A 24,563-nucleotide genomic window follows, 5' to 3' on the forward strand; every position below is an offset into this window, starting at 1 on the left:
ATAAAGTATATCTATTATCAAAACTATGGAGTTGTTTTTGTGGATGAGAAAGAGATAATGAGCTTATTTAAAAGTGAATATGAAGCTCGTAATATTCTTGAAGCGTCTAGAAAAAGAATTGATGAAATTGATAATGATTTAGTTAACTTAATTAGTGAAAGAACTTCACTTGCTAAGGATATTGTTTCTGCTAAAGTTTTTTTAGGTATGGAAATTTATGATAAATCAAGAGAAGATGCAATCCATAACAAAGTAAATAAATTAGCTCATGAAAAAAATATTGATGATGATATTCTTAGTGATATTATGAATATGCTAACAATTTTAAGTAAAAATAAACAGAAGGAAATTTTGGAGGAATGATTATGGGAAATATTAGAACTTCATTCGTAAAACGTATATCTAAAGAATTAATTGAAACTAATGCTGGTAAATTTACTACTGATTTTGAAGAAAACAAAAAATTAGTAGCGGAATACTCTACTGTAAGTACTAAACATTTAAGAAATAAAATTGCTGGTTACATTACTAGATTAGTAAGACAACAAGCAAACCAAGTTTAATTTTATTTTTTACTATTTTTAAGATTATTTAATTTTAATCTACTTTTTCCTATTTTTAATTTTTAAGTAGTTATTATTTTTCTCTATTTTTATAATTTCATTGTAAATGAATAGTTTTTTCTATTTAACTTTTATTTTAATTTCACCTATTTTTTATTAAAAAATTCTAAATTTTTATTCAAAAATTCTAAAATTAATAAATAAATTTATTAACACCCTTTAATAAAATAAATAAATGAATAATAGTTTATAAAATATATACTTATCAAAATTTATTATTTTAATTTTTAATTTATTAAAAAGGTGTGTAAACAAATGGAATTAATTGTAGCCAAATTTGGCGGTACTTCGATTGGAAATGGTAAAAGAATTAGAAAAGCTGCACAATCTGTCGTTAATGAGTTTATGAAAGGAAAGAAGGTTGTGGTTGTTGTATCAGCTATTAATAAGACTACTGATGATTTAGTACTTATTACTGATGAATCCATTGGAAAAGAAGTAACTGAAAAGCAATTGGCAGAAATTTTATCCATGGGTGAGAGAACCAGCATCAGAGTATTTTCATCAGTTTTAGAATCTTTAGGTGTAAAATCTGAATATATCGATCCAAGTCATGATTTATGGCCTGTGATAACTGATAATAACTATGGTAAAGCTAAAATCAACTTCGATAAAACTGAAGAGAAATCTAAAGGTCTTTTAGATTTATTAGAGCAAGGAATTATTCCAGTTATTTGCGGATTTTTAGGAAAATCTGAAGATGGACAAGTAACTACCTTAGGAAGAGGAGGTAGCGATGTAACTGCATTTCTCTTAGGGCATTGTTTAAATGCAGATGATGTAATCATTGTAACTGATGTAAATGGAGTTATGTCAACTGATCCGAGAAAAATTAGTGATGCTGAAAAATTAGATTATATCTCTGTTGATGAAATGAGAGATTTAGCTACTCATGGTGCTCAAATTTTACACCCTCATGCTTTAAGATTTAAAGACCCAGAAATAAATGCAAAAATTATTGGCTTTGAAAAAGGGGATTTATCTGATCTTGGAACTGCTATTGTTGGCCCTTTTGAAGATTCTATAGGTAAATCTGTAAGTTTGCATCCTGAACCTATCTCTGTAGTAGCTTTAGTTGGAGAAGATTTACTTAATCAGATTGGACTTCTTGCAAAAATGACTACCTTGGTAGCAGATGCTAATATCAATATTTATGGTATTTCTGCAGGTCAAAATTCAATTACTTTATTCTTAGATAAATGTGATGCTGATGAAGCATATCACTTATTACATAATTTAGTTATAGCTGAAGATAGCTTAAGTTCTATTTCTTTAGGCAGAGATATTGCTATGTTAACTATGATTAATCCAGACTTTATTGAAACTCCTGGAGTAATTACTGAAATTACTAATCCACTTAAGGAACAAGGTATAAATATTGTAGAAATCTCATCCTCCCAAACTGCTATTGTTTTATTTATTAATTGGGAAGATGGTAAGGTAGCTTATGATTTAATTAAGGGAGTTTTATAACTTCCGCCTTTATTTATTTAATCTTATAAAGAAGTATTTACTTTTATTTTCTTTCAAGAGAAGTATTATGCTTCTAACGCTTTTTACTGTATATTAATTTTAATTTACAATTATTAAATTTTCGTAAAAAATAATTGGTTTTTATTGGTACGAATTTTATTTAAGTATTTTAAAATTAATATTGGGATTTTTTAAAAATTAAAAATTAAAATAATTAAAGTATTAAAAGTCTTTAATTATTATTTAAATTTATTGGAGTCTTTAAATAGCTCTATATAAATTAATTATTAGATTATTTCATTTGAAGAAATAATTATGTTATAGTAAGGTGTTATTATGCGTTTTGAAGGTACAGCTGTTGCTATGGTCACTCCTTTCTTTGAGGATGGGACTATAGATGAAGAAGGATACAGACAAAATATTAACTGGCTAATCGACCAAGATGTAGATGGTTTAGTTGCTGCAGGAACTACTGGTGAATCTGCTACCTTATCCCACGCAGAACATAGAAAAGTTCTCGATATTATGATTGATGAGGTAGATGGTAGAGTAACTACTATTGCAGGAACTGGAAGCAATGCAACTACAGAAGCTATAGACTTAACTAAATATGCAGATGATGTTGGAGCAGATATGGCTCTTTTAATCACTCCATACTACAACAAACCTCAACAACATGGAGTTATTGAACATTATACTCAAATTGCAAATGTGGTGGATATTGACTTAGTTACTTATAATGTTCCATCACGTACTAGTTTAGATATGGCTCCTGAAACTATTGTAGAACTTGCAAAAGTAGATAATATCACTGCTTTAAAAGAAGCTTCATCTGATGTAGATAAAACATCTAAAACTATGAGCTTACTAAGGGATGCAGGTTTAGATGATGATATTGTTATATTATCGGGTAGTGATGAATTAACCCTTCCTTTAATGTCTGTTGGTGCAAGAGGGGTAATTAGTGCATCTGCAAATATCGATCCAAGAAGAATGGTTCAGATGGTAAACAATATTTTAGATGCTAACTATGATAAAGCCTTAGAATTACATTATGAAATGTATGATTTAATTAAAGCTTTATTTATTGAAACTAGTCCTGCTCCTGCAAAAGAAGCATTGACCATGATGGGAATGCCTGCAGGTCCATTAAGATTACCTTTAGTTCCTATGTTAGAAGAAAACAAAGTAGTCTTAAGAAAAGCATTAGAAGATGCTGGAATTTTATAATTTTAAATAAAAATTTAATATTAACCTAGTTCTATTTTAGAACTAGTTTTTAATTTTTTTTAAAATTTTAATTCTAGACTTATTTATTAAGATGGTACTATGATAAAAGTTGCTGTAACTGGAGCTGCTGGAAGAATGGGCTCTGGTATTATAAGGAAAATTAGTGAACAAGATGATATGGAACTTGTAGCTGCTATTGAAATACCAAACTCTCCATTAGCAGGTATTGATGCTGGTGAAAAAGCAGGTATTGGTAATATTGGTGTAGCTATTACTGGTTCTGAAGATTTAGAAAAAACTTTAAAGGAATCTGGAGCTGAAGTATTGGTTGATTTTACTATTGCTCATGCAGCTGTAGAAACAATTAAAAGAGCTGCTGATTGTGGCGTAGATTTAGTAGTTGGAACTACTGGTTTTACTGAAGAGCAAGCACAAGGAAATGCAGATATAATTAAAGAAAAAAATATTAAAGCTGTAATTTCTTCTAATTTCTCAATTGGGGTAAATGTATTTTTTAAAGTTTTAAAAGACTTAACTCCTATTTTAAATGATTTTGATATTGAAATTATTGAAGCTCACCATAATCAAAAGGCAGATGCTCCCTCTGGAACTGCTATGACTGCATTTGAACTTGTTGCAAATGCATTAGAAAGAAAACCAGAAGAAGTAGGTGTTTATGGAAGACAAGGTCAAGTAGGTAAAAGAACTAAAGAAGAAATTGGTATACATGCAGTACGTGGTGGAGATATTGTAGGAGATCATACTGTATTGTATGTTGGTGATGGTGAAAGATTAGAAGTTAAACACATGGCACATACTAGGGAAGTATTTATTGCTGGTGTAATCCGTGCTTTAAGATTTGTCGGTTCTGCTGAAAGAGGAAAAGTAAATGACATGTCTGATGTTTTAGGAATTTAATTTAGTTTTTTTTTTACTAAATTTTAATTCCTTTTTTTAATTCTTTCAAATTAATAAGAAATATTTATTTTTTTTAAAATAATTATTAAAGATATTTATTTTTTTAAAATAACTATTAAAAATACTTATTTCTTTTAAGATAATTATTAAAAATACTTATTTCTTAAAATAACCACTAAAAATATTTATTTCTTAAAATAACCACTAAAAATATTTATTTCTTAAAATAACCACTAAAAATATTTATTATATGATTAAGGATTGATTAAAATGGTAAAAGTAGGTGTACTTGGTGCAACTGGAATGGTAGGTCAAAGGTTTATCCAATTATTGGATAATCATCCTGATTTTGAAATAGCTGCTCTTGCAGCATCATCAAGATCTGCTGGTAAAAAATATGAAGATGCTACCACTTGGTATTTAAATGAAGAAATGCCAGAATCTGTAAAAGATATGAATGTTATTGAAACGGATCCTGCAAAAATGGATAAGGATGTAGAAATTGTTTTTTCATCACTTCCAGCTGATTTTGCAGCTAAAATTGAACCTCAATATGCTAAAGATTTTGTAGTAGCTTCTAATGCAAGTGCTATGCGTATGAAAAAAGATATTCCTTTAGTTATTCCAGAAGTTAATCCTCAATTTTTAGATATGATTGATGCACAGCAAAAAAATAACAACTGGGATGGATTTATTGTAACTAATCCTAATTGTTCTACTATTGCTTTAACTTTAACTTTAAAGCCAATTTATGATAATTTTAATATTAATAGAATTTATGTCTCTACTATGCAGGCTATTTCAGGAGCAGGTTATAATGGTGTTCCTTCTATGGCTATTTTAGATAATCTAGTTCCATACATTGGTGGGGAAGAAGAAAAAATGGAAAGTGAAACTTTACATTTACTAGGTTCTCTTGATGGTGGAGAAGTTAAACCTGCAAACTTTTCATTAAGTGCATCATGCCACAGAGTTGCTGTTATTGATGGCCATACTGAAGCAGTATTTGTAGAACTTGATGATGAGGCAGATATTGATAAAATCAAAAAGACTATAGCTGATTTTAAAGGCCTTCCACAAGAATTAAATCTTCACTCTGCTCCAGAACATCCAGTTCTTATTAAAGAAGAAGATAATAGGCCTCAACCAAGAATGGATAGAAATGCTTATGGGGGAATGGCTGCAACAGTAGGTAGACTAAGAAAAGATCAAGCATTTGATAATAGTTTTAAATATGTTTTAGTAGGACATAACACTATTAGAGGTGCTGCTGGTGCTTCTATCTTAAATGCAGAATTGATTAATAAGCAAATATTATAATCATTTTTTTTAACTTTCAGCTAAAAACCTTGTCCAAGATTTTTATTGATGCTTGGGAGTAATTATATCAATATTTAGGGGTAATTACCCTTAATTATTTTCTTTTTTATTTTCTTTATTTTACTATTTTTTATATTTTTTTATCTTTAGTTTATTCTTATTTTTCTTAAATTATCTATTTTTTATATTTTTTTATCTTTAGTTTATTCTTATTTTTCTTAAATTATCTATTTTTTATAAATTTGAATTGTTTAATAAAATTTAATTAATTTGATTAAATAACTTTAAATAAGAGATTAAATATAATTTTAATTGATAGTTTTAATTAAAGATTAATCTATTTTGATTAACATTAAATTAAGTTATATTTAAGTGATAAAATGAGCTTTGAAAATTCAAATGATATAAATAAACTTCAAAAATTAGTAAAATCTTCTCTTTTAGAGATTAACAAACTTAAAATGGAAAATGTTCAATTAAAACAAGAGCAAAATTCCCTAAAATCTAATGACGAATTTGAAAAATTAAAAAATGAATCTGAAGAATCTTTAAAACAAAAAGATAATGAAATATCAGATTTAAAAAATAAGTATGATGTTGAGCTTTCTGATTTAAAATCTCAATATGAAAATGATATTTCTTCTTTAAAAAATAAACATGAAGTTGAAGTTTCTAATTTAAAGAATAAACATATTGATGATGTATCAGATTTAAAACTTAAATATGATGAAAATTTAAGAGTTAAGGATGATGAAATTTCTGATTTAAAAACTAAATTTAGGGATGATTTAAAGAATAAAAGTCTTGAACTTAGTGACTTTTTAGCTAAATTTGATAATGATATTAAAGTTAAGGATGATGAAATTTCTGATTTAAAATCTAAATATGAAGCTGATTTAAAAACTAAAAATTATGAAATTGAAAATTTGACTCATTCTTTAAATACTAATATTGAAGTGTTAAACAGGTCTAAAGATTTATTAAATTCTAAGGATGAAACTATTAGGAATTTATCTGATAAGGTTAAAGAACTTTCTGATATAAATGAATCTCTTTCTAAAATGAAAGAATCTTTTGATGAAGAATTTAATAACTTTAGAACTTTAGAATTAGGACAAGCAAATCTTAAATTAAAAGAAACATTAAATGATCTTAGTTCTAAAGATAATGAGATTCAAGCTATTTCTAATGATTTAAAAATTGCAAATAATAAAATCACTGAGATTCAACGTCAATTGGATGAAGCAAAAAATAAAGAAAATCAAGCTAATCTTAAATTAGCTAATACATTAAGCTCTGTGGATGATAAAAATATGGAAATCCAATCCCTTAATGCTCAAATTGCTTCTAAAAATGAAGAGATTCTTGATTTGAAAAATAATTTAGTAAATAAAGATAATCTTGTAGCATTACAAAGAGAACTTGATTCTCGTGATGTAACTATTCGTGAGAAGGATGTTCAAATAAAATTATTAAAAGATAAATCTGTTTCTCGTGAGGACTATGCTAAAGTTCAAAATGAATTATCTAAGAAAGATTTACAAATCCAAAGGCTTAGTGAAGTTAAAGATTTATTCTTTGAATTATCTGATAATAGCTTCTTAGATAATCAAGCTCATGATAGTCTTGTAAATAAAACATCTTCTGAAGATAGGGAATTATTAGAATTAAATGACATTAAAAGGGAACTAGAGTTAGCTAAAGAAAACAAACTTAAAATTAAAGTAGCAAAAGATAAAAAATTAAATAAAGGTGCTGATTTAATCGATTCTACAGATTCAGTTAGTGGTATTAAAAATCTATCTGGCAATCCATCTAGTGATTTAGAAGATTCTCTTAATGACCTTAATCAAAATAATTTAAAAGAAATTGAAAGGTTAAAGCAAGAAGTTGAAGAATATAAATCTTCTGTTTCTGAGTTAAAAAAATTCAAAATGGTCTATGATAAATTAACTGCTCCTCAGTTGAAGAATTTAAATTCTATTCAGTCTCAAATTTATCATTTACTACCTAATGAATCTATGGACACATTATCTGTAAAAGATTATCTTAATGATATAGCATTTAAAAATCTTTCATTTGGTAACACAAAGAACATTCTTAAAAGTTTAGAGAGAAAAGGCTATATTGAAGTAGCTAAGAAGGAAAATGATATATTCTTCTGGAAAAAGCTTCCTTTACCAGAGGAATAACTAATTTTTCTTATTTTCTTTTTTATACGCTATTTACTTTTATTTTTTTATTTTATAGATTATTCTTCTATTTTTATATTATTTTTCCTTTCATGTAATTAGCTAAAATTTTCATGAAAGCATTTTTTTTAAAATTTTTAATATATTTATTTGGATTATTTAGATTATTTTTATTATTTTATTTTTATTATTTTATTTTTATTATTTTATTTTTATTATTTTGTAAAATTATTATGTTCTAACTTTTTAATTTTTCATATAAACTATTTCATTTATTTATACACTTAGATAATTTACTATTTTTATCTTTAATAAAATCACCTTTTAAGAGATTTTCATTATTTAAATTTTTATTAATCTTATTATAACAATTCATTGAAAATTTTATTAATTTTTAATTGGCGTTTGTCTGTTAACTGCAAAGGAACATGTGTAAACCGCAAAGGAACTTTCTATTTTAATATATTTTTGTAACTAAATTATATTTATATTGATTTGTCTATTTTTTTATTAAATTATTATAATTTATTTATAATAAATTAATTTTTTTATATTTTTATTTAATTAATTAGTTTTTATAAAAACTATAATGAAAACAAAAACTTTATATATTACTTTAAACCCATTGTTATTATAGAATAAATATTATTAACATTAGTTAAATCTATCTTTAATTTAAAAATTTCTATTAAATTTAAAGATTTTTACTTAAAAAAAATTTATAGAGTTTTTATTAAAAATTAATTAATTTTTCAATGATTTAACTTAGGTTATTGCTTTTAATTTAAAATTAAGTAAATTAATTAGCTATAATTGAAGTATATTTATTATCTATTAAAAAATATTATTTATTTAAAAAAATTGAGGTGTATTAATATGGCACAAGGTGGACAACCTATTTTCATTTTACCTGAAGGAACTAACAGATTGTTAGGTAGAGATGCACAAAGAACTAACATCTTAGCAGGTAAAGTATTAGCTGAAACTGTAAGAACTACTTTAGGTCCAAAAGGAATGGACAAAATGTTAGTAGACGGACTTGGAGATATTGTAGTGACTAACGATGGAGTTACTATATTAAAAGAAATGGATATTGAACATCCTGCAGCAAAAATGCTTGTAGAAGTTGCAAAAACCCAAGAAGATGAAGTTGGAGATGGAACTACAACTGCAGTAATCATTGCTGGAGAACTCCTCAAAAAATCTGAATCCTTATTAGATATGGATATTCACCCTACTATCATTGCTATGGGTTACAGACAAGCTGCTGAAAAAGCACAAGAAATCTTAGATGAAATTGCTATTGAAGATATTTCTCGTGATATGTTAGTTAAAGTAGCTATGACTGCTATGACTGGCAAAGGAACTGAAAAAGCTCGTGAACCTTTAGCAAACTTAATCGTCGATGCTGTTTTAGAAGTATCTGATGATGGTGAAGTTGATACTGATCATATTAAAATTGAGAAAAAAGATGGTGCTGTAGTAGAAGAATCTACTTTAGTACAAGGTGTAATTATAGATAAGGAAAAAGTACACCCAGGTATGCCTTCTGAATTAAAAGATGCTAATGTTGTTTTAATTAACTCTCCTTTAGAAGTTAAAGAAACTGAAGTTGATGCTGAAATCAGAATCACTGACCCTGCTCAAATGCAAGCATTCATTGAACAAGAAGAACAAATGGTCAGAGATATGGTTAATAAAATCGCAGATGTTGGAGCAACTGTATTATTTGCACAAAAAGGTATCGATGACTTAGCACAACACTACTTAGCTAAAGAAGGAATAATGGCTGTAAGAAGAGTCAAAAAATCTGATATTGAAAAATTAGCAAAAGCAACTGGTGCTACTGTTGTATCTAACTTAGATGATTTAACTGAAGATGATTTAGGTAGTGCTGGCTCTGTAACTGAGAAAAAAATCTCTGGTGAAGACATGATCTTTGTAGAGGAATGCAAAGAACCTAAAGCAGTAACTTTACTCGTAAGAGGAAGTACCAAACACATCGTTGATGAAATCGACAGAGCTGTTGTTGATGCAATCGGTGTAGTAGCTGCTACTATAGAAGATGGCCAAATTGTAGCTGGAGGAGGAGCTCCTGAAATCGCTATGGCTAAAAAACTCAAAGATTATGCGGAATCTATTAGTGGAAGAGAACAATTAGCAGTTACTGCATTTGCAGAATCTTTAGAAATTGTTCCTAAAACCTTAGCTGAAAACGCAGGTTTAGATAGCATTGACTCCTTAGTAGACTTAAGGGCTTCACATGAAAACTCTTGCTATATGGGATTGAATGTCTTTACTGGCGATGTTACTGACATGAAAGAAGAAGGTGTTATAGAACCTAAACGTGTCAAAAAACAAGCTATTCAATCTGCTTCTGAAGCTGCTGAAATGATTTTAAGAATTGATGATGTAATTGCTTCCAGTGGAACTAGTGCTGGTGACATGCCTATGGACCCAGGTATGGGTGGCATGCCTCCAATGATGTAATTACCAAACTTTTTCTGACCTTCGGTTAAAAAACCTTCACCAAAATTCTTATATATTTTGGTGAGGTCTGGTTTTTTTATTTTAAAATGAACCTTTTTTAAGGTTTTTTATTTTCTTTTTATTTTTTTACTCATTTTTATTACTTCATAACTATTTTCTAGATTTTTCATTTTAGATTTTATCAATTTTTATGGCATATTATTTTAAACTATTTTTATAAATGATCATTTTTTTCATATATATTAAACTATTTATTATTTATTTCATATATATTAAATTATTTATTATTTATTTCATATATATTAAACTATTTATTAGTTATTTTTAATTTTACCATGTATGGTTTACTTATTTTAAATATTACTTTTCAAATGCTCTTTGTTTAGGATTATATTCTTTAAAAAACAATTTTTATTCAAGAACTTTTTTAAAATAATGTAAAGGATTTGATAAAATGTCTTTAAAAAATTGTAAAAAAAGCACTAAAGAAAGTAGATATCTAAAAAGTAATGTTGACTATAGTTCTCATGTTTCTCCTTTAAGAAATGATGAGAAAAATAAGGATGAAAATAATTCAGATTCTTTAGATTTTTTAGATGATTTTGAATTAGATGACTTAAAACAAAATGGTATTGTTGAAGATTTAGACCAAAATGGTATTGTTGAAGATTTAGACCAAAATGGTCTTGGTTGTGATTTAAAGGATTCAGACCCATTGAAAAATATAAATTGCCAATATTTTAATGAAAATCCAGATGAACTCATCATCTTATCTTTTTTCAATGATTTTACTTTAATGGATATTGGAATAGGCGATTTTATTCGGGAAGTTTATTTCGAAGATTAACTCCTTTTTTAGTTATTATTTTTTATTTATTTATTTATTATCAGATACTAAGATTTATTAATCATGCATATTAATATTATAATTGATAAGATTATATTAATTGTTAAGATTGTATTTTTAGGAGTTATAATATGTCTGATGATAAAAAAATGAGAAGGACTAAAGAAGAGAAAGAATTATTGATTAATGCTCGTAAACCTAAAGGGGATTTAGGGGATAAATTATTGGATAGAATGAATAAAAGTCATGAAAGTCTTGCACAGTGGGGTGTAAGCCATTTAGATATCTCAAAAGATGATGTAATTTTAGATATTGGTTGTGGTGGAGGAGTCAACCTAGAAAGATTCCTTAAAATGACTGATAATAAAGTTTATGGTTTAGATTATTCAGAGATTGCAGTTGAAAAATCTATTAAATTAAATCAAGCTGCTATTGATGATGGAAGATGTGAGATTATTCAAGGTTCTGTTTCTGATTTACCTTTTGATGATAATAGCTTTGATATTGTAACTTGTTTTGAAACTGTTTATTTCTGGCCAGATTTTCTTAATGATTCAAAAGAAGTTAGAAGAGTATTAAAAGATGATGGAATAATGTTTATTTGTAATGAAGCAATTCCAAATGAAGATGATGAAGGTCAAAATGAGCTCATTGATTTATTAGATATGGATATTTATTCTGAAGATGAATTTGACGAGTATTTGCGTGAGGCTGGATTTTCTGATATAATCTGCTTTTCAAAAGACGGTTCAGATAGTCTAACTAAAGAAGTTACTGGCTGGCTTTGTGTAATCGCTAGAAAATAAATATTTATCTATTTATTTCTTTTTTATTATTTTTTAATCTATTTTTTATTCTAAAATTTAGAGTTTTTATTTAATTTTCTCATAGATAGATTAAAATCCCTTTTATTGAAGTAAATTTTAAATATTATTAAACAAATATAAAACATGTTAATGATTAATTTTAATTAAGATTTTTTATTAACTATTATTTGTAATTATTCAATTAATTCTAAATAATAGCTAATAAAAAATAGTAATAATTTAGTTATCCTTAATAAAGAGGAAAGGGTGATGAAATGATTTTAGGACTAACTATTGGTTTGATTTCCTTAATAGTTTTTGGAAATATAGAAAACTTAATTTTAGCTTCTCAAGGAGTAGTTAAAGGTGCAAACCCTTTAAAACTTGCGATATTCAGTTTAATTTGTGTAAATATATGGTTAATCCTTGGTACTGTATGTACTCAACAATTAGAATATTATGGTATTTATATTGAATTCATTGGCGGATTTGCAATATTTGTTTTAGGTATCCAATCAATGATAGAAGCAGTTAAAGGTTAGGTGAAATGGTGTCTTTTATTGAAGAGTATAAGCCTTTTTTAGGATTATTAATTTTTGGTAACATTGAAAACTTAGTTTTAGCTGCTCAAGGTGTAATTGAAGGAGCTGATCCATTCATTGTTGCAGGTGCTAGTATTTGTTTGGTTATTCTTTGGCAATTAATCGGTGTTTTTGGTACGAAAGTAGCTATGAAATATTCCAGACATATTGAATTCATTGGTGGATTTGCAATATTTGTTTTAGGTATTCTATCTATGCTTCCTCTTATTTATTATTTAATTTAAAAATAATTTTAAATTTTTATTATTTTAATATTTTAATTTCTTAGAATATTTTAATTTTTTTAATATTCTAATTTCTTAGAATATTTTAATTTTTTTAATATTCTAATTTCTTATAAGTTTGGCCTTATATTTTTAAATTTTTTATCAATCATTTGATTATAGAAAAATTTATATAGTATATTGACCAATCTTTATATGTTGTTATATTGCGGTGTTAGTCCAGCCTGGTTAAGACTCTAGCCTGCCACGTTAGAGACCCGGGTTCAAATCCCGGACGCCGCACTTTTTTTATTGCAGCTGTGGTATAGTCTGGCTATTACTTGGGCCTTCCAAGCCTACAACCCGGGTTCGAATCCCGGCAGCTGCATGGTGTTTTTTTAAATTCTTTTTTAATATTACTTTTTTTATAGGTAGTTTTTTCTTATTTTTTAAATTAATCATTGTTAACTTGATTTAGTATTCCTAATTAATTAGTTTTTATAGATTTTTTCTTTATTTTATTAAATAAGTTTATATGTAGTAAAAAATAATATTATAATAATATAAATTTATAATGATTATTTTAAATTCTTATTTAATTATTTAAGTTTATATTCTCAGTAAAAATGAAAGGAAAAATAAATTAAAAATTTAATTTATTTTGGAATTATTAGAAATTTAAAAAATTTATATTTTTTATTTAAAATTAAATTTAAATCAGATTAAAAATATTAAATTTATATAATTTAAAATTAAAATCTAGATAAATTTAAAATTAAGTTAATAGCAATTATTAGCTATTTTAATTAAAACTAAATATAAAAATGGTTGTGATTCAATGGCAGGAATTGTTGGATATGGGGCAAGTGTGCCATCATATAGAATAAAAGTAGAAGAAATCGCAAAAGTATGGGGAGATAATGCTGATTCAATTTCAAACGGTTTAATCGTTAATGAAAAATCAGTGCCTTCTTCTGATGAAGATACTGCAACTATTGCAGTTACTGCTGCAAGATATGCATTAGCAAGATCACAAATTAATCCTCAAGACATTGAGGCAGTTTATGTTGGTTCTGAATCTCATCCTTATGCAGTAAAACCAACTGCTACTATTGTTGCTGAAGCGATTGGTGCAACTCCTGATATGACTGCAGCAGATTTAGAATTTGCTTGTAAAGCAGGTACTGCAGGAATTCAAGCTACTATGGGTTTAGTTGACTCTGGTATGATTAAGTATGGTTTAGCTATTGGTGCTGATACCTCTCAAGGAGCACCGGGGGATGCTTTAGAATACACTGCATCTGCTGGTGGTGCAGCATATATCATTGGTAATAAAAATACTATTGCTGACTTTGGAACTACTTACAGTTTCACTACTGATACTCCTGATTTCTATAGAAGAGAAGGTCAACCTTTCCCAAGTCATGGGGGAAGATTTACTGGTGATCCAGCTTACTTCAAACATGTATTTGGAGCAGCTAAAGGCTTACTCGAAAAAACCGATTCAAAAGCAGAAGATTATGATTATGCTCTTTTCCATCAGCCAAATGGTAAATTTTACATAAGAGTTGCTAAAAAATTAGGATTCACTCAAGAACAATATAAAGATGGTCTTTTAGCTCCTAATGTAGGTAATACTTATTCTGGTGCGGTTCCTTTAGCACTTTCTAATGTTTTAGATAAAGCAGAACCTGGAGATAAAATTTTTATAGTATCTTATGGTTCCGGTGCAGGTAGTGATGGATTTACTTTAACTGTAAATGATAGAATCGAAGAAGTTAAAAGTTTAGCTCCTACAACTGAAGAAATTATATCTAAAAAAATTTATGTTGATTATGCAGTTTATGCTAAATTTAAAGGAAAACTTAGAATGGTATAGGTTAAATTTAGAATTTAAAAGCTAAGAACTTATTAAAAAGTTATTATAACATATTATTAAATAATATTTTTACATTTGAAGGTGAAAAAATGAGAGATGTTGCAATTATTGGAACTTCCCAAACAAAATTCGGAGAATTATGGGATAGTTCATTTAGACAGTTAATTTCAGAAGCTGGTCTTGGAGCTATGGAAGATGCTAATCTTAGTGGTTCTGACTTGGAAGCTATGTTTGTAGGAAACATGTCTGCAGGTCTTTTTGTAGGTCAAGAACATATCGCAGCACTTATTTCTGACAGTATGGGTATGAACCCAATTCCATGTACAAGAGTTGAAGCTGCTTGTGCATCTGGTGGATTAGCACTTAGACAGGGGATTATGGCTGTTGCTTCTGGTTATCATGATGTAGTGGTATCTGCAGGGGTAGAGAAAATGACTGATGTTGTAGATGCAACACCAGCTATTGCTACTGCTTCAGATCAAGAATGGGAAGCACAACAAGGAGCTACTTTCCCATCATTATATGCTATGATTGCTAAAAGGCATATGTATGAATATGGAACTACAAGGGAACAATTAGCTATGATGTCTGTTATAAACCATAAGAATGCTGCAAATAATCCTAATGCCCAATTCCCATTTGAAATAAGTGTGGATAAATTATTAGCATCCTCTTCTGTTGCAGACCCATTAACTTTATTAGATTGTTCACCTGTTTCTGATGGTGCATCTGCTATTGTTATTTGTGCAGCAGAAAGAGCTAAAGAATTTACTGATACTCCTATTTATGTAAAAGCATCTGCACAATCTTCTGGAACTATTGCATTACATAGTAGAAAAGACATTACTACTTTAGATGCAACTGTTGCTGCTTCTAGAAAAGCTTATGATATGGCAGGGCTAACTGTAAAAGATATTGATGCTACTGAAGTTCACGATTGTTTCTCAATTAATGGATTACTTGCTATAGAAGACCTTGGTTTTGCCCCTAAAGGTGAAGGTGGAAAAGTTCTTGAGGAAGGACAAACTAATATTGATGGTGATTGTCCTATTAACCCATCTGGTGGTTTAAAAGCAAGAGGACACCCTCTTGGTGCTACTGGTATTGCTCAAGCTGCTGAAATTGTATGGCAATTAAGAGGAGAAGCAGGTAAACGTCAAGTGGATGGTGCTGAAATCGGTATGACTCATAATATTGGTGGTACTGGCGGTACTTGTGCTGTTCACATTTTTGGTAGAGATCTTAACTAGATTTCTACTTTCTTTTAACTAGTTTTTTTTATTTTTTATTTTCTTATTTCTCCTATTTTTCTTTTTTTAATTTTTAATTTCACATCTATTCATCAAATATTAAATTATCAATATAATTCATATCTAAAGATTCTTCTACAATTTTTGCTAATTCTTCTAGTGAATTTTCTACACTAGTTTTAAATGGATCTTCTCCAGTTTTTATTTTTAGATTTTTATTTTCTCTTAAATAATTTAATAATTCTCTTCTTAAATTGTAATTATTAAATATTCCATGGAAATAAGTTCCAAATATATTATCACTGTATGCTCCGTCATATGTATCGGTATCGTTATTTCCAATTCCCTTTTCTATTTTAAATAATGGTTTAGCACTAATTAAGTTGCTTGTTCCTTCATGTAGTTCATATCCACTTATATCTTCACCATTAATTTTTGAAAGGATACTATAAATTGATTCATTATCATCCTCTGATGAATTACTTTCTAAATCAATTTTAGCAATACTTTGTTTAACAATTTTATTTTCCCGAATAAATTCACTTTCAATGTCTAAAAGCCCAAGACCGTTTATTTCATCAAGTTTAGATTCCTTATGATTTTTATCGATGATTTTTCTTCCAAGTATTTGATATCCCCCACAGATTCCTCCAATAAGAATGCCCTTATTTTTTGATAATTTTCTTATTTCATCTGCTAAACCTGTTCTTTCTAATTCTTTCATATCCTCTGTAGAATTTCTAGTTCCAGGAATTATTATTGCATCAAGATCTTGAATTTTTTCTTTATAATTATATAATTCAATCATCCTTACTTCAACGTCCTCTTCAGCTTCAAATGGGTCAATATCAGTAAAATTAGCTATTTTTGGAAGCTTAATTATTCCAATAATTATATGGTCTTTAGTTTCAGAACTTTCATCATCAAAGTTTTTATTCCATTTATGTTCTTTTAAGGATGTAGAGTCCTCTTCAGGTAGTTGTAAATTTTCAGCATATGGGACGATTCCAAGAATTGGCACTTTAACGATTTCTTCAAGTCTTTCTATTCCAGAATCTAAAAGATTTATATTGCCTCTAAATTTGTTTATAATAACTCCTTTAAAGCGTGATCTGTCTTTATCATCGAGAAGTAAGAAAGTCCCAGCTACTGATGCAAAGACTCCTCCCTTGTCAATATCTCCAACCAGAACTACATTAGCATCTGCTAGTTCAGCAGCACCCATATTTGCTAAATCTCCTTCTCTTAAGTTTATTTCAGCTGGAGATCCAGCACCTTCCATAATTATTATATCATAATCCTTTTTTAGATTGTTTAATGAATTTATAACAGCCTCTTTAGCAATTTTTCTATAATCTTCCTCATTTATCAAATCATTATTTTTATTTGCATCGTAATCTCTAAAAAAGTCTCTGTCTCCTATAGCTTCACCTCGTATAATTACTTGAGAAATTGCATCTTCTTTTGGTTTAAGAAGAATGGGGTTCATATCTACTGTAGGTTCTATCATTGCAGCTTTTGCTTGTAGAACCTGTGCCATAGCTATTTCTTTATTTTCCTTTGTAGTATATGAATTTAAAGACATATTCTGTGATTTAAATGGAGCTACTTTATATCCTCTTTTTACATATATTCTACAAAGAGCCGCTACAATAAGACTTTTTCCTGCATTAGATGCAGTTCCTTGAATCATTAAACATTTTGTCATAATTTTTACCTAAATATCTGATATATAAATTTCATTTGTTTTTTATAAAATATAAAATTTATTTGATGTTTATATTTTTATAGTTTTTTTTATTAATTTTTTACTTTATTCTATTGATTTTTTTCAAGTTTTTATATTTTATCTATTGTCTTATTTATTAATTTTATGGTATATTTTATTATTCCTTAATATTTTTTTATTCTTTCTTATTTTAGTTAATTTAGGTTACTAAAATACAAACCTTTTTATATAACTTAAATCATAAAGTTATTAAGCATATAGTTCAATATATATACATATAATATATTTACATATAATAAAATTAGATAAATTAGTATAATATATGAAATTAGTATAATATATGAAAATTAAATTTTTATTTTAAAAATAAATTTTATAATTTTTAAAACTAAACCAAATAAAAATATTAAGAAGAATACTAATAAAAAACATTATCTAAATATTAAATAAATTGAATCTAAATATTAGATTTAAATATTGATTAGATTTAAATATTAAATAAATTAATTATTAAAACTTTTAGGAGGTTTTAAATGAAAGAAAATAAAGTATTATCTACAGAAGTAGAAGAATTAGAATCTAATGTAGAAATCATAGATTCCTCTGTAGAAGATAATCTAATTGATGAAAATGATGCAGTTGAAGAAATAACAGATTCTAAAATATCTAAGGAAAAAGACTCTTTAGATGTTGAATTTGTAGAAGATGATAACGGTAATCGTAGGATTAAACCTATGCTTGATTATGAAGCAATTTCAAACACTGCAGATGTAGAAGTGCCTCCTTTACTTATTGACCAAGTTATTGGTCATGAAGAATCTGTTGAAACTATTAAAAAAGCAGCAAAACAAAGAAGGAATGTTCTTCTTATTGGTGATCCTGGTGTAGGTAAATCAATGTTAGCTAAAGGAATGGCTGAATTATTACCTCCTGAGGTTTTAGAAGATGTATTGGTTTATCCTAATGGTGAAGATAGTAATTATCCATTAATCAGAACTGTTCCTGCAGGTCAAGGTAAGAAGATAGTTAAAGCAAACAAAGCTAATGTTAAAAGTGGTGATGAGAAGAAGATGATGATTACCATGTTTGCTACTGCAGCTATCTTTGTTTTAGGTATATTATATCAAAGAATCTTTGAAGCTATTATTGCTGTGCTTCTTGTTATATTTATTTCAATGCAAATTAAACCTAAATCAACTAATATGGCTCCAAAATTATTAGTAAACAATGGAGATAAAAGATTTGCACCATTTATGGATGCTACTGGAGCTCATGCAGGTGCATTATTAGGTGATGTAAGGCATGACCCTTATCAATCTGGTGGTCTTGGAACTCCTGCACATGAACGTGTAGAAAGTGGTATGATTCATAAAGCACATAAAGGAGTTTTATACATAGATGAAATCGGTACAATGAGTATGAAAACTCAACAAGAACTTTTATCTGCAATGCAAGAGAAAAAATATTCAATTACTGGTCAAAGTGAAAACAGTAGTGGTGCAATGGTTCGTTCTCAAGCAGTTCCATGTGATTTTGTTCTTGTAGCTTCTGGAAATATTCAAGTTCTTGAAGGTATGCACATTGCTATGCGTTCAAGAATTAGAGGATATGGTTACGAAGTCTTTATGAAAGATTATATGGAAGATAATGAAGAAAACAGGAAAAAACTTGTTCAATTCGTTGCTCAAGAAATTAAAAATGATGGTAGAATTCCACACTTTGCAACAGATGCTTTAGATGAAATCATATTAGAAGCTAAACGTAGATCTGGTAGAAAAAATTCATTAACCCTTAGACTTAGAGAGTTAGGTGGTTTAGTACGTTCATCTGGGGACGTGGCTATTGAAGAAGGGGTTGACTTAGTAAGTGCAGAACATGTTATAACTGCTAAAAAATTTTCAAGAACCTTAGAACAACAAATCGTAGATAGATCTATTGTTCAAAGAAAAGAATACAGCGTATTCTATTCAAGTGGTGGAAAAATTGGTATGGTTAATGGTTTAGCAGTTATGGGTGATAGAAGCGGTATTGTCATGCCAATTGCTGCTGAAATGGCTCCTGCAAACAGTAAAAATGAAGGTAAAATCATTGTTACTGGTAAACTTGGTGAAATTGCATTAGATTCTGTTCAAAATGTAAGTGCAATTATTAAAAAATACACTCAAGTAGATATTTCTAACCATGATATTCATGTTCAATTCTTACAAAGTTATGATGGTGTAGAAGGAGACAGTGCAAGTGTCTCTATAACTGCAGCTGTTATTTCTGCTGTTGAAGGAATTCCAATTGATCAATCTATTGCATTAACTGGTTCTTTAAGCGTTCGTGGAGATGTAATGCCTATTGGTGGAGCTACTTCTAAAATTGAAGCAGCAGCTGAAGCAGGTATTAAAAAAGTTTTATTACCAAAATCAAACATGGAAGATGTAATGCTTGAGAAAAAGTATGAAGACATGATTGAAATTGTTCCTATTGAAACAATCGAAGATGTTTTAGAAAACATATTAATTAATGGTAGTAAGAAAGAAAGATTAATTCAGAAAATGAGAGAGATTAGTGGTGTAGTAACTAGCAAAGTATCTACTGATGCTATGAATTTATCTAAACCAAGTCATAATTAATCTCCAAGCTTTTTAGCCTTCGGCTAAAAACCTTGACCAAAATTTATTCTAATTAATTTTATTTTTTTATTTTTATTTTATTTTCTTACTTTGTTTTTCTTGTTTTATTTTTTCTATTTTTTATTATTATTATTTTTTCTTTTAGTATTTTAATCTATTTTTTTATTATTATTTTTTCTTTTAGTGTTTTACTCTATTTTTTTAACTTTTTTTATTTAATTATCTTTCTCTTTTTAGCTTTTTTATCATTTTTTAGTAGTTTTATTATCACATATGCAAAAAGTTTATATATTTAAATAGAACTATAATAATTTAGATGTGAAAAAACATCTTGATTAAGTATATTGAATAATCGATTAAATTGATTAATTTTTATATGGCGGTGATAAAATGGCAATTTCATTAAAAAAAGTTCTAGCTATTATTGCTATTATTGTAGTTTTCTTATTAGTAATAACTGCATTTTCTGGAGTATTAGTTTTAGCTCAAGATGATACTGAGGGGGGAATTCCAGGAGTGGATATGGCTGCTTTATGGAGTTTAAATGGAGGATTTACTTGGATTTATCCAGGAAGTTCACATAATGCAAATGGTCACACTCTTCATAATATCTATATGACTGATAATCCATATCAAGATGCTAAGGAAATTATGGAGTATACATATGGGGTCAGACCACATATTTTAATAATCATTAATGATCAAGCTGCAGCACATATTTTCGGTGATGATATTTTAGACACTATTCGTCAACATGATTGGGGTGAAGGAAACTCTCGTGGTGATGCCGTTGCTATGAGTATTACTTCTGTAAACTTATTACCAGTTATTCCAGATATTTTGATGGGTAATATTAAGATTATGTTAATTTAATTCAAGCTTTTTAGCCTTCGGCTAAAAACCTTGACCAAAATTTTTATTTCAGTTTGTGTATTTCTTTAATTTTTATTTTAGTTAGGTGTATTTCTTTAATTTTTATTTTAGTTAGGTGTATTTCTTTAATTTTTATTTTAGTTAGGTGTATTTCTTTAATTTTTATTTTAGTTAGGTGTATTTTTTAACTTTTATTTAAGTTGCTGTGTTCTTTTTGTTGTTTTTATTTTTCTATAAGTTTTCATTTTTTCTAATATTTTTCCTTATTTGGCTAATATTTAAATACTTTGTAAAATAAAAAGACTATTGTTATATTTAATATTAAATTAAGATTATTTTTTAAGATTTATTCTTGTTTAATGCTAATTATTAAATTTTTAAAATTATTTATTTGTGTGATTTCATGTTTTTAATAGCTCAAAATCATTTTCAACTTATAATCGAAGTAGGTTTGATTTTACTTGCTACCATGATATTTATTATAAATTTAGTTCCACTATCTTTAAGTGTAGTAACTTTCTTGTCATTATTCTTATCTGGAGGATTTACACTTTTATTTGGAGCTGATTTAGCATTCTTAATATTATCATTTGGTCAGCACGAATTTACTCACCCTTTCGGTCCAATTGCTCTTTTATCTATTATAACTGCATTAGCTTCGCTGAAGGTAATGGAAGAGTCGGGAGTTAATGTAGTAAGGCTGAAACGGATAGTTTATATACTTCTTGTAGGTATTACTATCTTTGGTGGAGCAATGCATAGATCTTTCTTGTTATTATGGTTTATAGGTTTATTTATAGGATATATTATTATTTCTAAATCATTTAGAGAGAAATCTATTCTTTCAATGAAAAGAATTTTAATATTCCTAGGAATGGGATTAGTTGCTTTTGGATTATTAGAACTAGTTGCAAGAATTAGTGGTATGGATGTTTTCTCACCAATGCTTAGGATTTCAAGACTTGCTCAAAATTCATTATCTAGTTTAAAATTAGTAGTTGGAAATACTTGGTTAATTGGACATGACCCTAGTTCTTCTTATTGGTCTAATAGTGTTGGATTTGCAGATGGTTATATTAGTTTACCGATGCAATTTATTTTATTGTTTGGTTTACCATTCCCTCTTTTCTTCGGTCTATTAGTAACTAAGAAAGATACAATTGATTATATGCTTCCAGGTATTTTTGGTTATGCTTATGACTTTGGATATCTTACATTTATCATATTGCTTTTAATAGTTTTAGGAACTATTGTAGCTGGATTAATGATTCTCAAACAATACAGGTATAAAAGAGAAAATAAAAACAGAAAATATCTTGGTAAAGAAGTTCTTTTAATAGGCTCTCTTGCTGGTTTTACTTCTCAAGCAATTATCGGCTTATTCCTATTTAATAGGACAGTAAATGGTATGGCTTTATTATCATTTATGTTCTTAGGATCTTTAGTTTTAGCCCATACAATTACTATTAGAAGAGATAGTAATGATGCTGTAAGTTCTTAAAGGCAATTTTCTATTTTTACTTTTTATTTTATTTTTATTTTTCTATTTTATTTTTCTATTTTTACTTTTTAATTTTATTTTTATTTTTCTATTTTTATTTCTTAACTCTAATTTTTTAAAAATAGTAATATTTAATTATAAACATAAATATAAATAATATTATATTATTATTGATTTAGTAATTTAAAATTTTAATTAACAAATATATTTCTTTTATTAACAACAATATTTTTGGTGATTATTTTGATAATTGGTGGTTCAGCATCACAAAAATTAGCAGCAGATGTTGCAAAAGAATTAGGAGAGACCTTATCTTCTCTTGAAACTAAAAAATTTCCTGATGGTGAAAGATATCTTAGGATTAAAGGGGAAGTTGAAAAAGATGTAACTGTTATTCAATCAACAGGTTTTCCTCAAGATGAACATTTAATTGAATTATTATTTTTAATTAGAACTCTTAAAGACTTAGGTGCAGAGCATATTAAAGTAGTTGTTCCATATTTAGGTTATGGTAGGCAAGAGTTAAGATTTAAAGATGGAGAAGCTATCTCTGCTCAAGTGGTGGCTAATTTAATTGAAGAATCTGGTGCAGATGAATTTATTTCAATTAACTTACATGAAGACAGTGTTAGAGATTTCTTTAATATTCCAACTGCAAACCTTTCTGCCATGCCTCCAATTGCAGAATATATTGCAGATAATGTAGAAAATCCTATAATCATTGCTCCAGATAAAGGTGCTTTAGGATTTGCAGAAGAAATAGCTGAAATTCTTGGTTGTAATTGTACTTATATGAGTAAAATTAGATTAGGTCCAGATAAAGTAGAAACTAGAATCGTTGATGTACAATGTGATTTTGATTCAGAAGATTTTGATAAAGTTAAAAAAGATTCTAAAGTTAATATTGACTCTGTAAATGGAAAAGAAGCAGTTATTATTGATGATATTATAGCTACTGGTGGAACAATTGTTAATGCAATAGATATTTTAAAAGAGCATGGTGCAAAATCAGTTTATGTATGCTGTGTTCATCCAGTACTTGTAAATGATGCTGTTTTAAAAATATGTGCTGCTGGAGCTCGTGATTTGGCAAGTACCGATACTTTAAGATCTGATGTTAGTAGTATTTCTGTAGCTAAAATCATTGCAGATGCTTTAAAATAATTTTTATTAATTATTAATAATTATTTTTATTAAATAATTGTTTTAATCTATTAATATTTTCTTATTAACTAATTATTTTAATCAATTAATTATTTTTATTAATTAATAATTTTTATTATTTTATTTATTTTTTTAAAAAAAGTATTACTAATTGTTCATTCTAATAATAATTGTTTTAATTTATAACAATAGTTTTATATTGTATTAATAAATATAAATTATAATTGTTAATATTACAATGAAAATTATAATGAAAATTTATATTATTTTTATAATATTTTTTTATTTATTTGAGGTTGTTGGGGATTTATAATGCATGAATTATCTATGGCTCAAGGGATTTTAAATGCAGTTTTAGAAACTGCTGAAGCTAATGATGCAATTGAAGTAACTGAAATGATTGTTGAGATTGGAAGATTGGCTATGCTTAATCCCGAGCAACTAAAGTTTATGTTAGGTGTTTTATGCCAAGACACCATAGCAGAAAATTCTGATATTATTATTGAAAATATTGATGTTGAAGTTAAATGTCACAATTGTGACTTTGAAGGTGTAGCTAATGTTGATAGCAGTGATCATTATGCTCCTATGATTTTATGTCCAAAATGTGAAAGTCATAGAGTTGAAGTTCTTAATGGTAAAGATGTAACTGTTAGAAATATTAGTATTGAAAGAGAAGATGATGGAGAAAATTAACAAAAATTAAGATATATTTTTCTATTAAAAATATTAAAATTACTTTTTATAATTTTCATAGTTGTCATATAAACTATTAAAAATATTGTTTAAATTTTTAAAATTATTAAACTTATTATAAAATTATATATTATGAAGGTGAACTA

General features: G+C 27.5%; 20 protein-coding genes and 2 tRNA genes. 21 read left to right on the plus strand and 1 reads right to left on the minus strand.

What is annotated here, in order from left to right; genetic code table 11:
• The first annotated feature begins 39 nt into the window (after positions 1–39).
• The 16 genes from BM020_RS01335 (at position 40) to BM020_RS01410 (ending at position 15,833) form a co-directional block, all read left to right on the plus strand.
• Positions 40–363: a chorismate mutase gene (locus BM020_RS01335; RefSeq protein WP_234970495.1), complete on the plus strand. Its 324-nt coding sequence runs from the start codon at positions 40–42 to the stop codon at positions 361–363.
• A 2-nt stretch (positions 364–365) separates the two neighbouring features.
• Positions 366–563: a 30S ribosomal protein S17e gene (locus BM020_RS01340; protein ID WP_067147147.1), complete on the plus strand. Its 198-nt coding sequence runs from the start codon at positions 366–368 to the stop codon at positions 561–563.
• A gap of 315 nt (positions 564–878) precedes the next feature.
• Positions 879–2,096, plus strand: a complete 1,218-nt coding sequence (locus tag BM020_RS01345) for an aspartate kinase (RefSeq protein ID WP_074797968.1) — start codon at positions 879–881, stop codon at positions 2,094–2,096.
• Positions 2,097–2,432: 336 nt separating this feature from the next.
• A complete protein-coding gene (gene dapA / locus BM020_RS01350) occupies positions 2,433–3,326 on the plus strand; it encodes a 4-hydroxy-tetrahydrodipicolinate synthase (protein ID WP_067147143.1) in 894 nt (297 codons plus the stop codon).
• 99 nt (positions 3,327–3,425) lie between these two features.
• Entirely contained in the window at positions 3,426–4,244 is an 819-nt protein-coding gene (gene dapB / locus BM020_RS01355) for a 4-hydroxy-tetrahydrodipicolinate reductase (RefSeq protein ID WP_067147141.1), read from the plus strand.
• A gap of 270 nt (positions 4,245–4,514) precedes the next feature.
• The gene (gene asd / locus BM020_RS01360) at positions 4,515–5,564 is read left to right on the plus strand and encodes an aspartate-semialdehyde dehydrogenase (RefSeq protein WP_074797969.1); all 1,050 of its coding nucleotides are present in this window, start codon (positions 4,515–4,517) and stop codon (positions 5,562–5,564) included.
• Between the two features lie 380 nt (positions 5,565–5,944).
• Positions 5,945–7,756 (plus strand): coiled-coil domain-containing protein, encoded by a 1,812-nt coding sequence (locus BM020_RS01365; RefSeq protein WP_067147137.1) that lies wholly within the window; start codon positions 5,945–5,947, stop codon positions 7,754–7,756.
• A gap of 876 nt (positions 7,757–8,632) precedes the next feature.
• Positions 8,633–10,246, plus strand: coding sequence for a thermosome subunit alpha (thsA, locus tag BM020_RS01370; RefSeq protein ID WP_067147135.1), 1,614 nt, complete (start codon positions 8,633–8,635; stop codon positions 10,244–10,246).
• 454 nt (positions 10,247–10,700) lie between these two features.
• Positions 10,701–11,093 (plus strand): hypothetical protein, encoded by a 393-nt coding sequence (locus BM020_RS01375; RefSeq protein WP_067147133.1) that lies wholly within the window; start codon positions 10,701–10,703, stop codon positions 11,091–11,093.
• Positions 11,094–11,224: 131 nt separating this feature from the next.
• Positions 11,225–11,899, plus strand: coding sequence for a class I SAM-dependent methyltransferase (locus BM020_RS01380; RefSeq protein ID WP_067147129.1), 675 nt, complete (start codon positions 11,225–11,227; stop codon positions 11,897–11,899).
• Between the two features lie 275 nt (positions 11,900–12,174).
• Entirely contained in the window at positions 12,175–12,441 is a 267-nt protein-coding gene (locus BM020_RS01385) for a hypothetical protein (protein ID WP_067147124.1), read from the plus strand.
• 8 nt (positions 12,442–12,449) lie between these two features.
• Complete coding sequence (locus BM020_RS01390) at positions 12,450–12,725, plus strand: hypothetical protein (protein WP_234970496.1); 276 nt, start codon at positions 12,450–12,452, stop codon at positions 12,723–12,725.
• 208 nt (positions 12,726–12,933) lie between these two features.
• Positions 12,934–13,007, plus strand: a tRNA-Gly gene (locus BM020_RS01395).
• A gap of 11 nt (positions 13,008–13,018) precedes the next feature.
• Positions 13,019–13,092: transfer RNA gene (locus tag BM020_RS01400), tRNA-Gly, on the plus strand.
• A gap of 450 nt (positions 13,093–13,542) precedes the next feature.
• Entirely contained in the window at positions 13,543–14,583 is a 1,041-nt protein-coding gene (locus BM020_RS01405) for a hydroxymethylglutaryl-CoA synthase (protein WP_067147120.1), read from the plus strand.
• A gap of 89 nt (positions 14,584–14,672) precedes the next feature.
• The gene (locus tag BM020_RS01410) at positions 14,673–15,833 is read left to right on the plus strand and encodes an acetyl-CoA acetyltransferase (RefSeq protein ID WP_067147118.1); all 1,161 of its coding nucleotides are present in this window, start codon (positions 14,673–14,675) and stop codon (positions 15,831–15,833) included.
• An 85-nt stretch (positions 15,834–15,918) separates the two neighbouring features.
• Here the strand turns inward: BM020_RS01410 and cobQ are convergent, their stop codons facing one another.
• Positions 15,919–17,541, minus strand: a complete 1,623-nt coding sequence (gene cobQ / locus BM020_RS01415) for a cobyric acid synthase CobQ (protein WP_067147116.1) — start codon at positions 17,539–17,541, stop codon at positions 15,919–15,921.
• 755 nt (positions 17,542–18,296) lie between these two features.
• Here cobQ and lonB point away from each other — a divergent pair.
• The 5 genes from lonB to hypA all read left to right on the plus strand — a co-directional run bounded on the left by lonB (position 18,297) and on the right by hypA (position 24,417).
• Positions 18,297–20,183 carry an ATP-dependent protease LonB gene (gene lonB, locus BM020_RS01420; RefSeq protein WP_143743933.1) on the plus strand — a complete coding sequence of 629 codons (1,887 nt, stop codon included), beginning with the start codon at positions 18,297–18,299 and terminating at the stop codon, positions 20,181–20,183.
• Between the two features lie 390 nt (positions 20,184–20,573).
• Entirely contained in the window at positions 20,574–21,056 is a 483-nt protein-coding gene (locus BM020_RS01425) for a hypothetical protein (RefSeq protein ID WP_067147114.1), read from the plus strand.
• Positions 21,057–21,459: 403 nt separating this feature from the next.
• Complete coding sequence (locus BM020_RS01430) at positions 21,460–22,557, plus strand: hypothetical protein (RefSeq protein WP_067147112.1); 1,098 nt, start codon at positions 21,460–21,462, stop codon at positions 22,555–22,557.
• A gap of 243 nt (positions 22,558–22,800) precedes the next feature.
• Positions 22,801–23,721, plus strand: coding sequence for a ribose-phosphate diphosphokinase (locus BM020_RS01435; RefSeq protein ID WP_074797970.1), 921 nt, complete (start codon positions 22,801–22,803; stop codon positions 23,719–23,721).
• A 312-nt stretch (positions 23,722–24,033) separates the two neighbouring features.
• Positions 24,034–24,417 carry a hydrogenase maturation nickel metallochaperone HypA gene (hypA, locus tag BM020_RS01440; protein WP_067147108.1) on the plus strand — a complete coding sequence of 128 codons (384 nt, stop codon included), beginning with the start codon at positions 24,034–24,036 and terminating at the stop codon, positions 24,415–24,417.
• Positions 24,418–24,563 lie beyond the last annotated feature (146 nt).

The sequence above is a fragment of the Methanobrevibacter olleyae genome (genome assembly GCF_900114585.1).
In the GTDB taxonomy this organism is placed as follows: Archaea; Methanobacteriota; Methanobacteria; order Methanobacteriales; family Methanobacteriaceae; genus Methanobrevibacter; species Methanobrevibacter olleyae.

Coding starts and splice junctions, on each gene's coding strand:
- BM020_RS01340 (WP_067147147.1), top strand. CDS start 366: ATGGGAAATATTAGAACTTCATTCGTAAAACGTATATCTAAAGAATTA.
- BM020_RS01345 (WP_074797968.1), top strand. CDS start 879: ATGGAATTAATTGTAGCCAAATTTGGCGGTACTTCGATTGGAAATGGT.
- dapA (WP_067147143.1), top strand. CDS start 2,433: ATGCGTTTTGAAGGTACAGCTGTTGCTATGGTCACTCCTTTCTTTGAG.
- dapB (WP_067147141.1), top strand. CDS start 3,426: ATGATAAAAGTTGCTGTAACTGGAGCTGCTGGAAGAATGGGCTCTGGT.
- asd (WP_074797969.1), top strand. CDS start 4,515: ATGGTAAAAGTAGGTGTACTTGGTGCAACTGGAATGGTAGGTCAAAGG.
- BM020_RS01365 (WP_067147137.1), top strand. CDS start 5,945: ATGAGCTTTGAAAATTCAAATGATATAAATAAACTTCAAAAATTAGTA.
- thsA (WP_067147135.1), top strand. CDS start 8,633: ATGGCACAAGGTGGACAACCTATTTTCATTTTACCTGAAGGAACTAAC.
- BM020_RS01375 (WP_067147133.1), top strand. CDS start 10,701: ATGTCTTTAAAAAATTGTAAAAAAAGCACTAAAGAAAGTAGATATCTA.
- BM020_RS01380 (WP_067147129.1), top strand. CDS start 11,225: ATGTCTGATGATAAAAAAATGAGAAGGACTAAAGAAGAGAAAGAATTA.
- BM020_RS01385 (WP_067147124.1), top strand. CDS start 12,175: ATGATTTTAGGACTAACTATTGGTTTGATTTCCTTAATAGTTTTTGGA.
- BM020_RS01405 (WP_067147120.1), top strand. CDS start 13,543: ATGGCAGGAATTGTTGGATATGGGGCAAGTGTGCCATCATATAGAATA.
- BM020_RS01410 (WP_067147118.1), top strand. CDS start 14,673: ATGAGAGATGTTGCAATTATTGGAACTTCCCAAACAAAATTCGGAGAA.
- cobQ (WP_067147116.1), bottom strand. CDS start 17,541: ATGACAAAATGTTTAATGATTCAAGGAACTGCATCTAATGCAGGAAAA.
- lonB (WP_143743933.1), top strand. CDS start 18,297: ATGCTTGATTATGAAGCAATTTCAAACACTGCAGATGTAGAAGTGCCT.
- BM020_RS01425 (WP_067147114.1), top strand. CDS start 20,574: ATGGCAATTTCATTAAAAAAAGTTCTAGCTATTATTGCTATTATTGTA.
- BM020_RS01430 (WP_067147112.1), top strand. CDS start 21,460: ATGTTTTTAATAGCTCAAAATCATTTTCAACTTATAATCGAAGTAGGT.
- hypA (WP_067147108.1), top strand. CDS start 24,034: ATGCATGAATTATCTATGGCTCAAGGGATTTTAAATGCAGTTTTAGAA.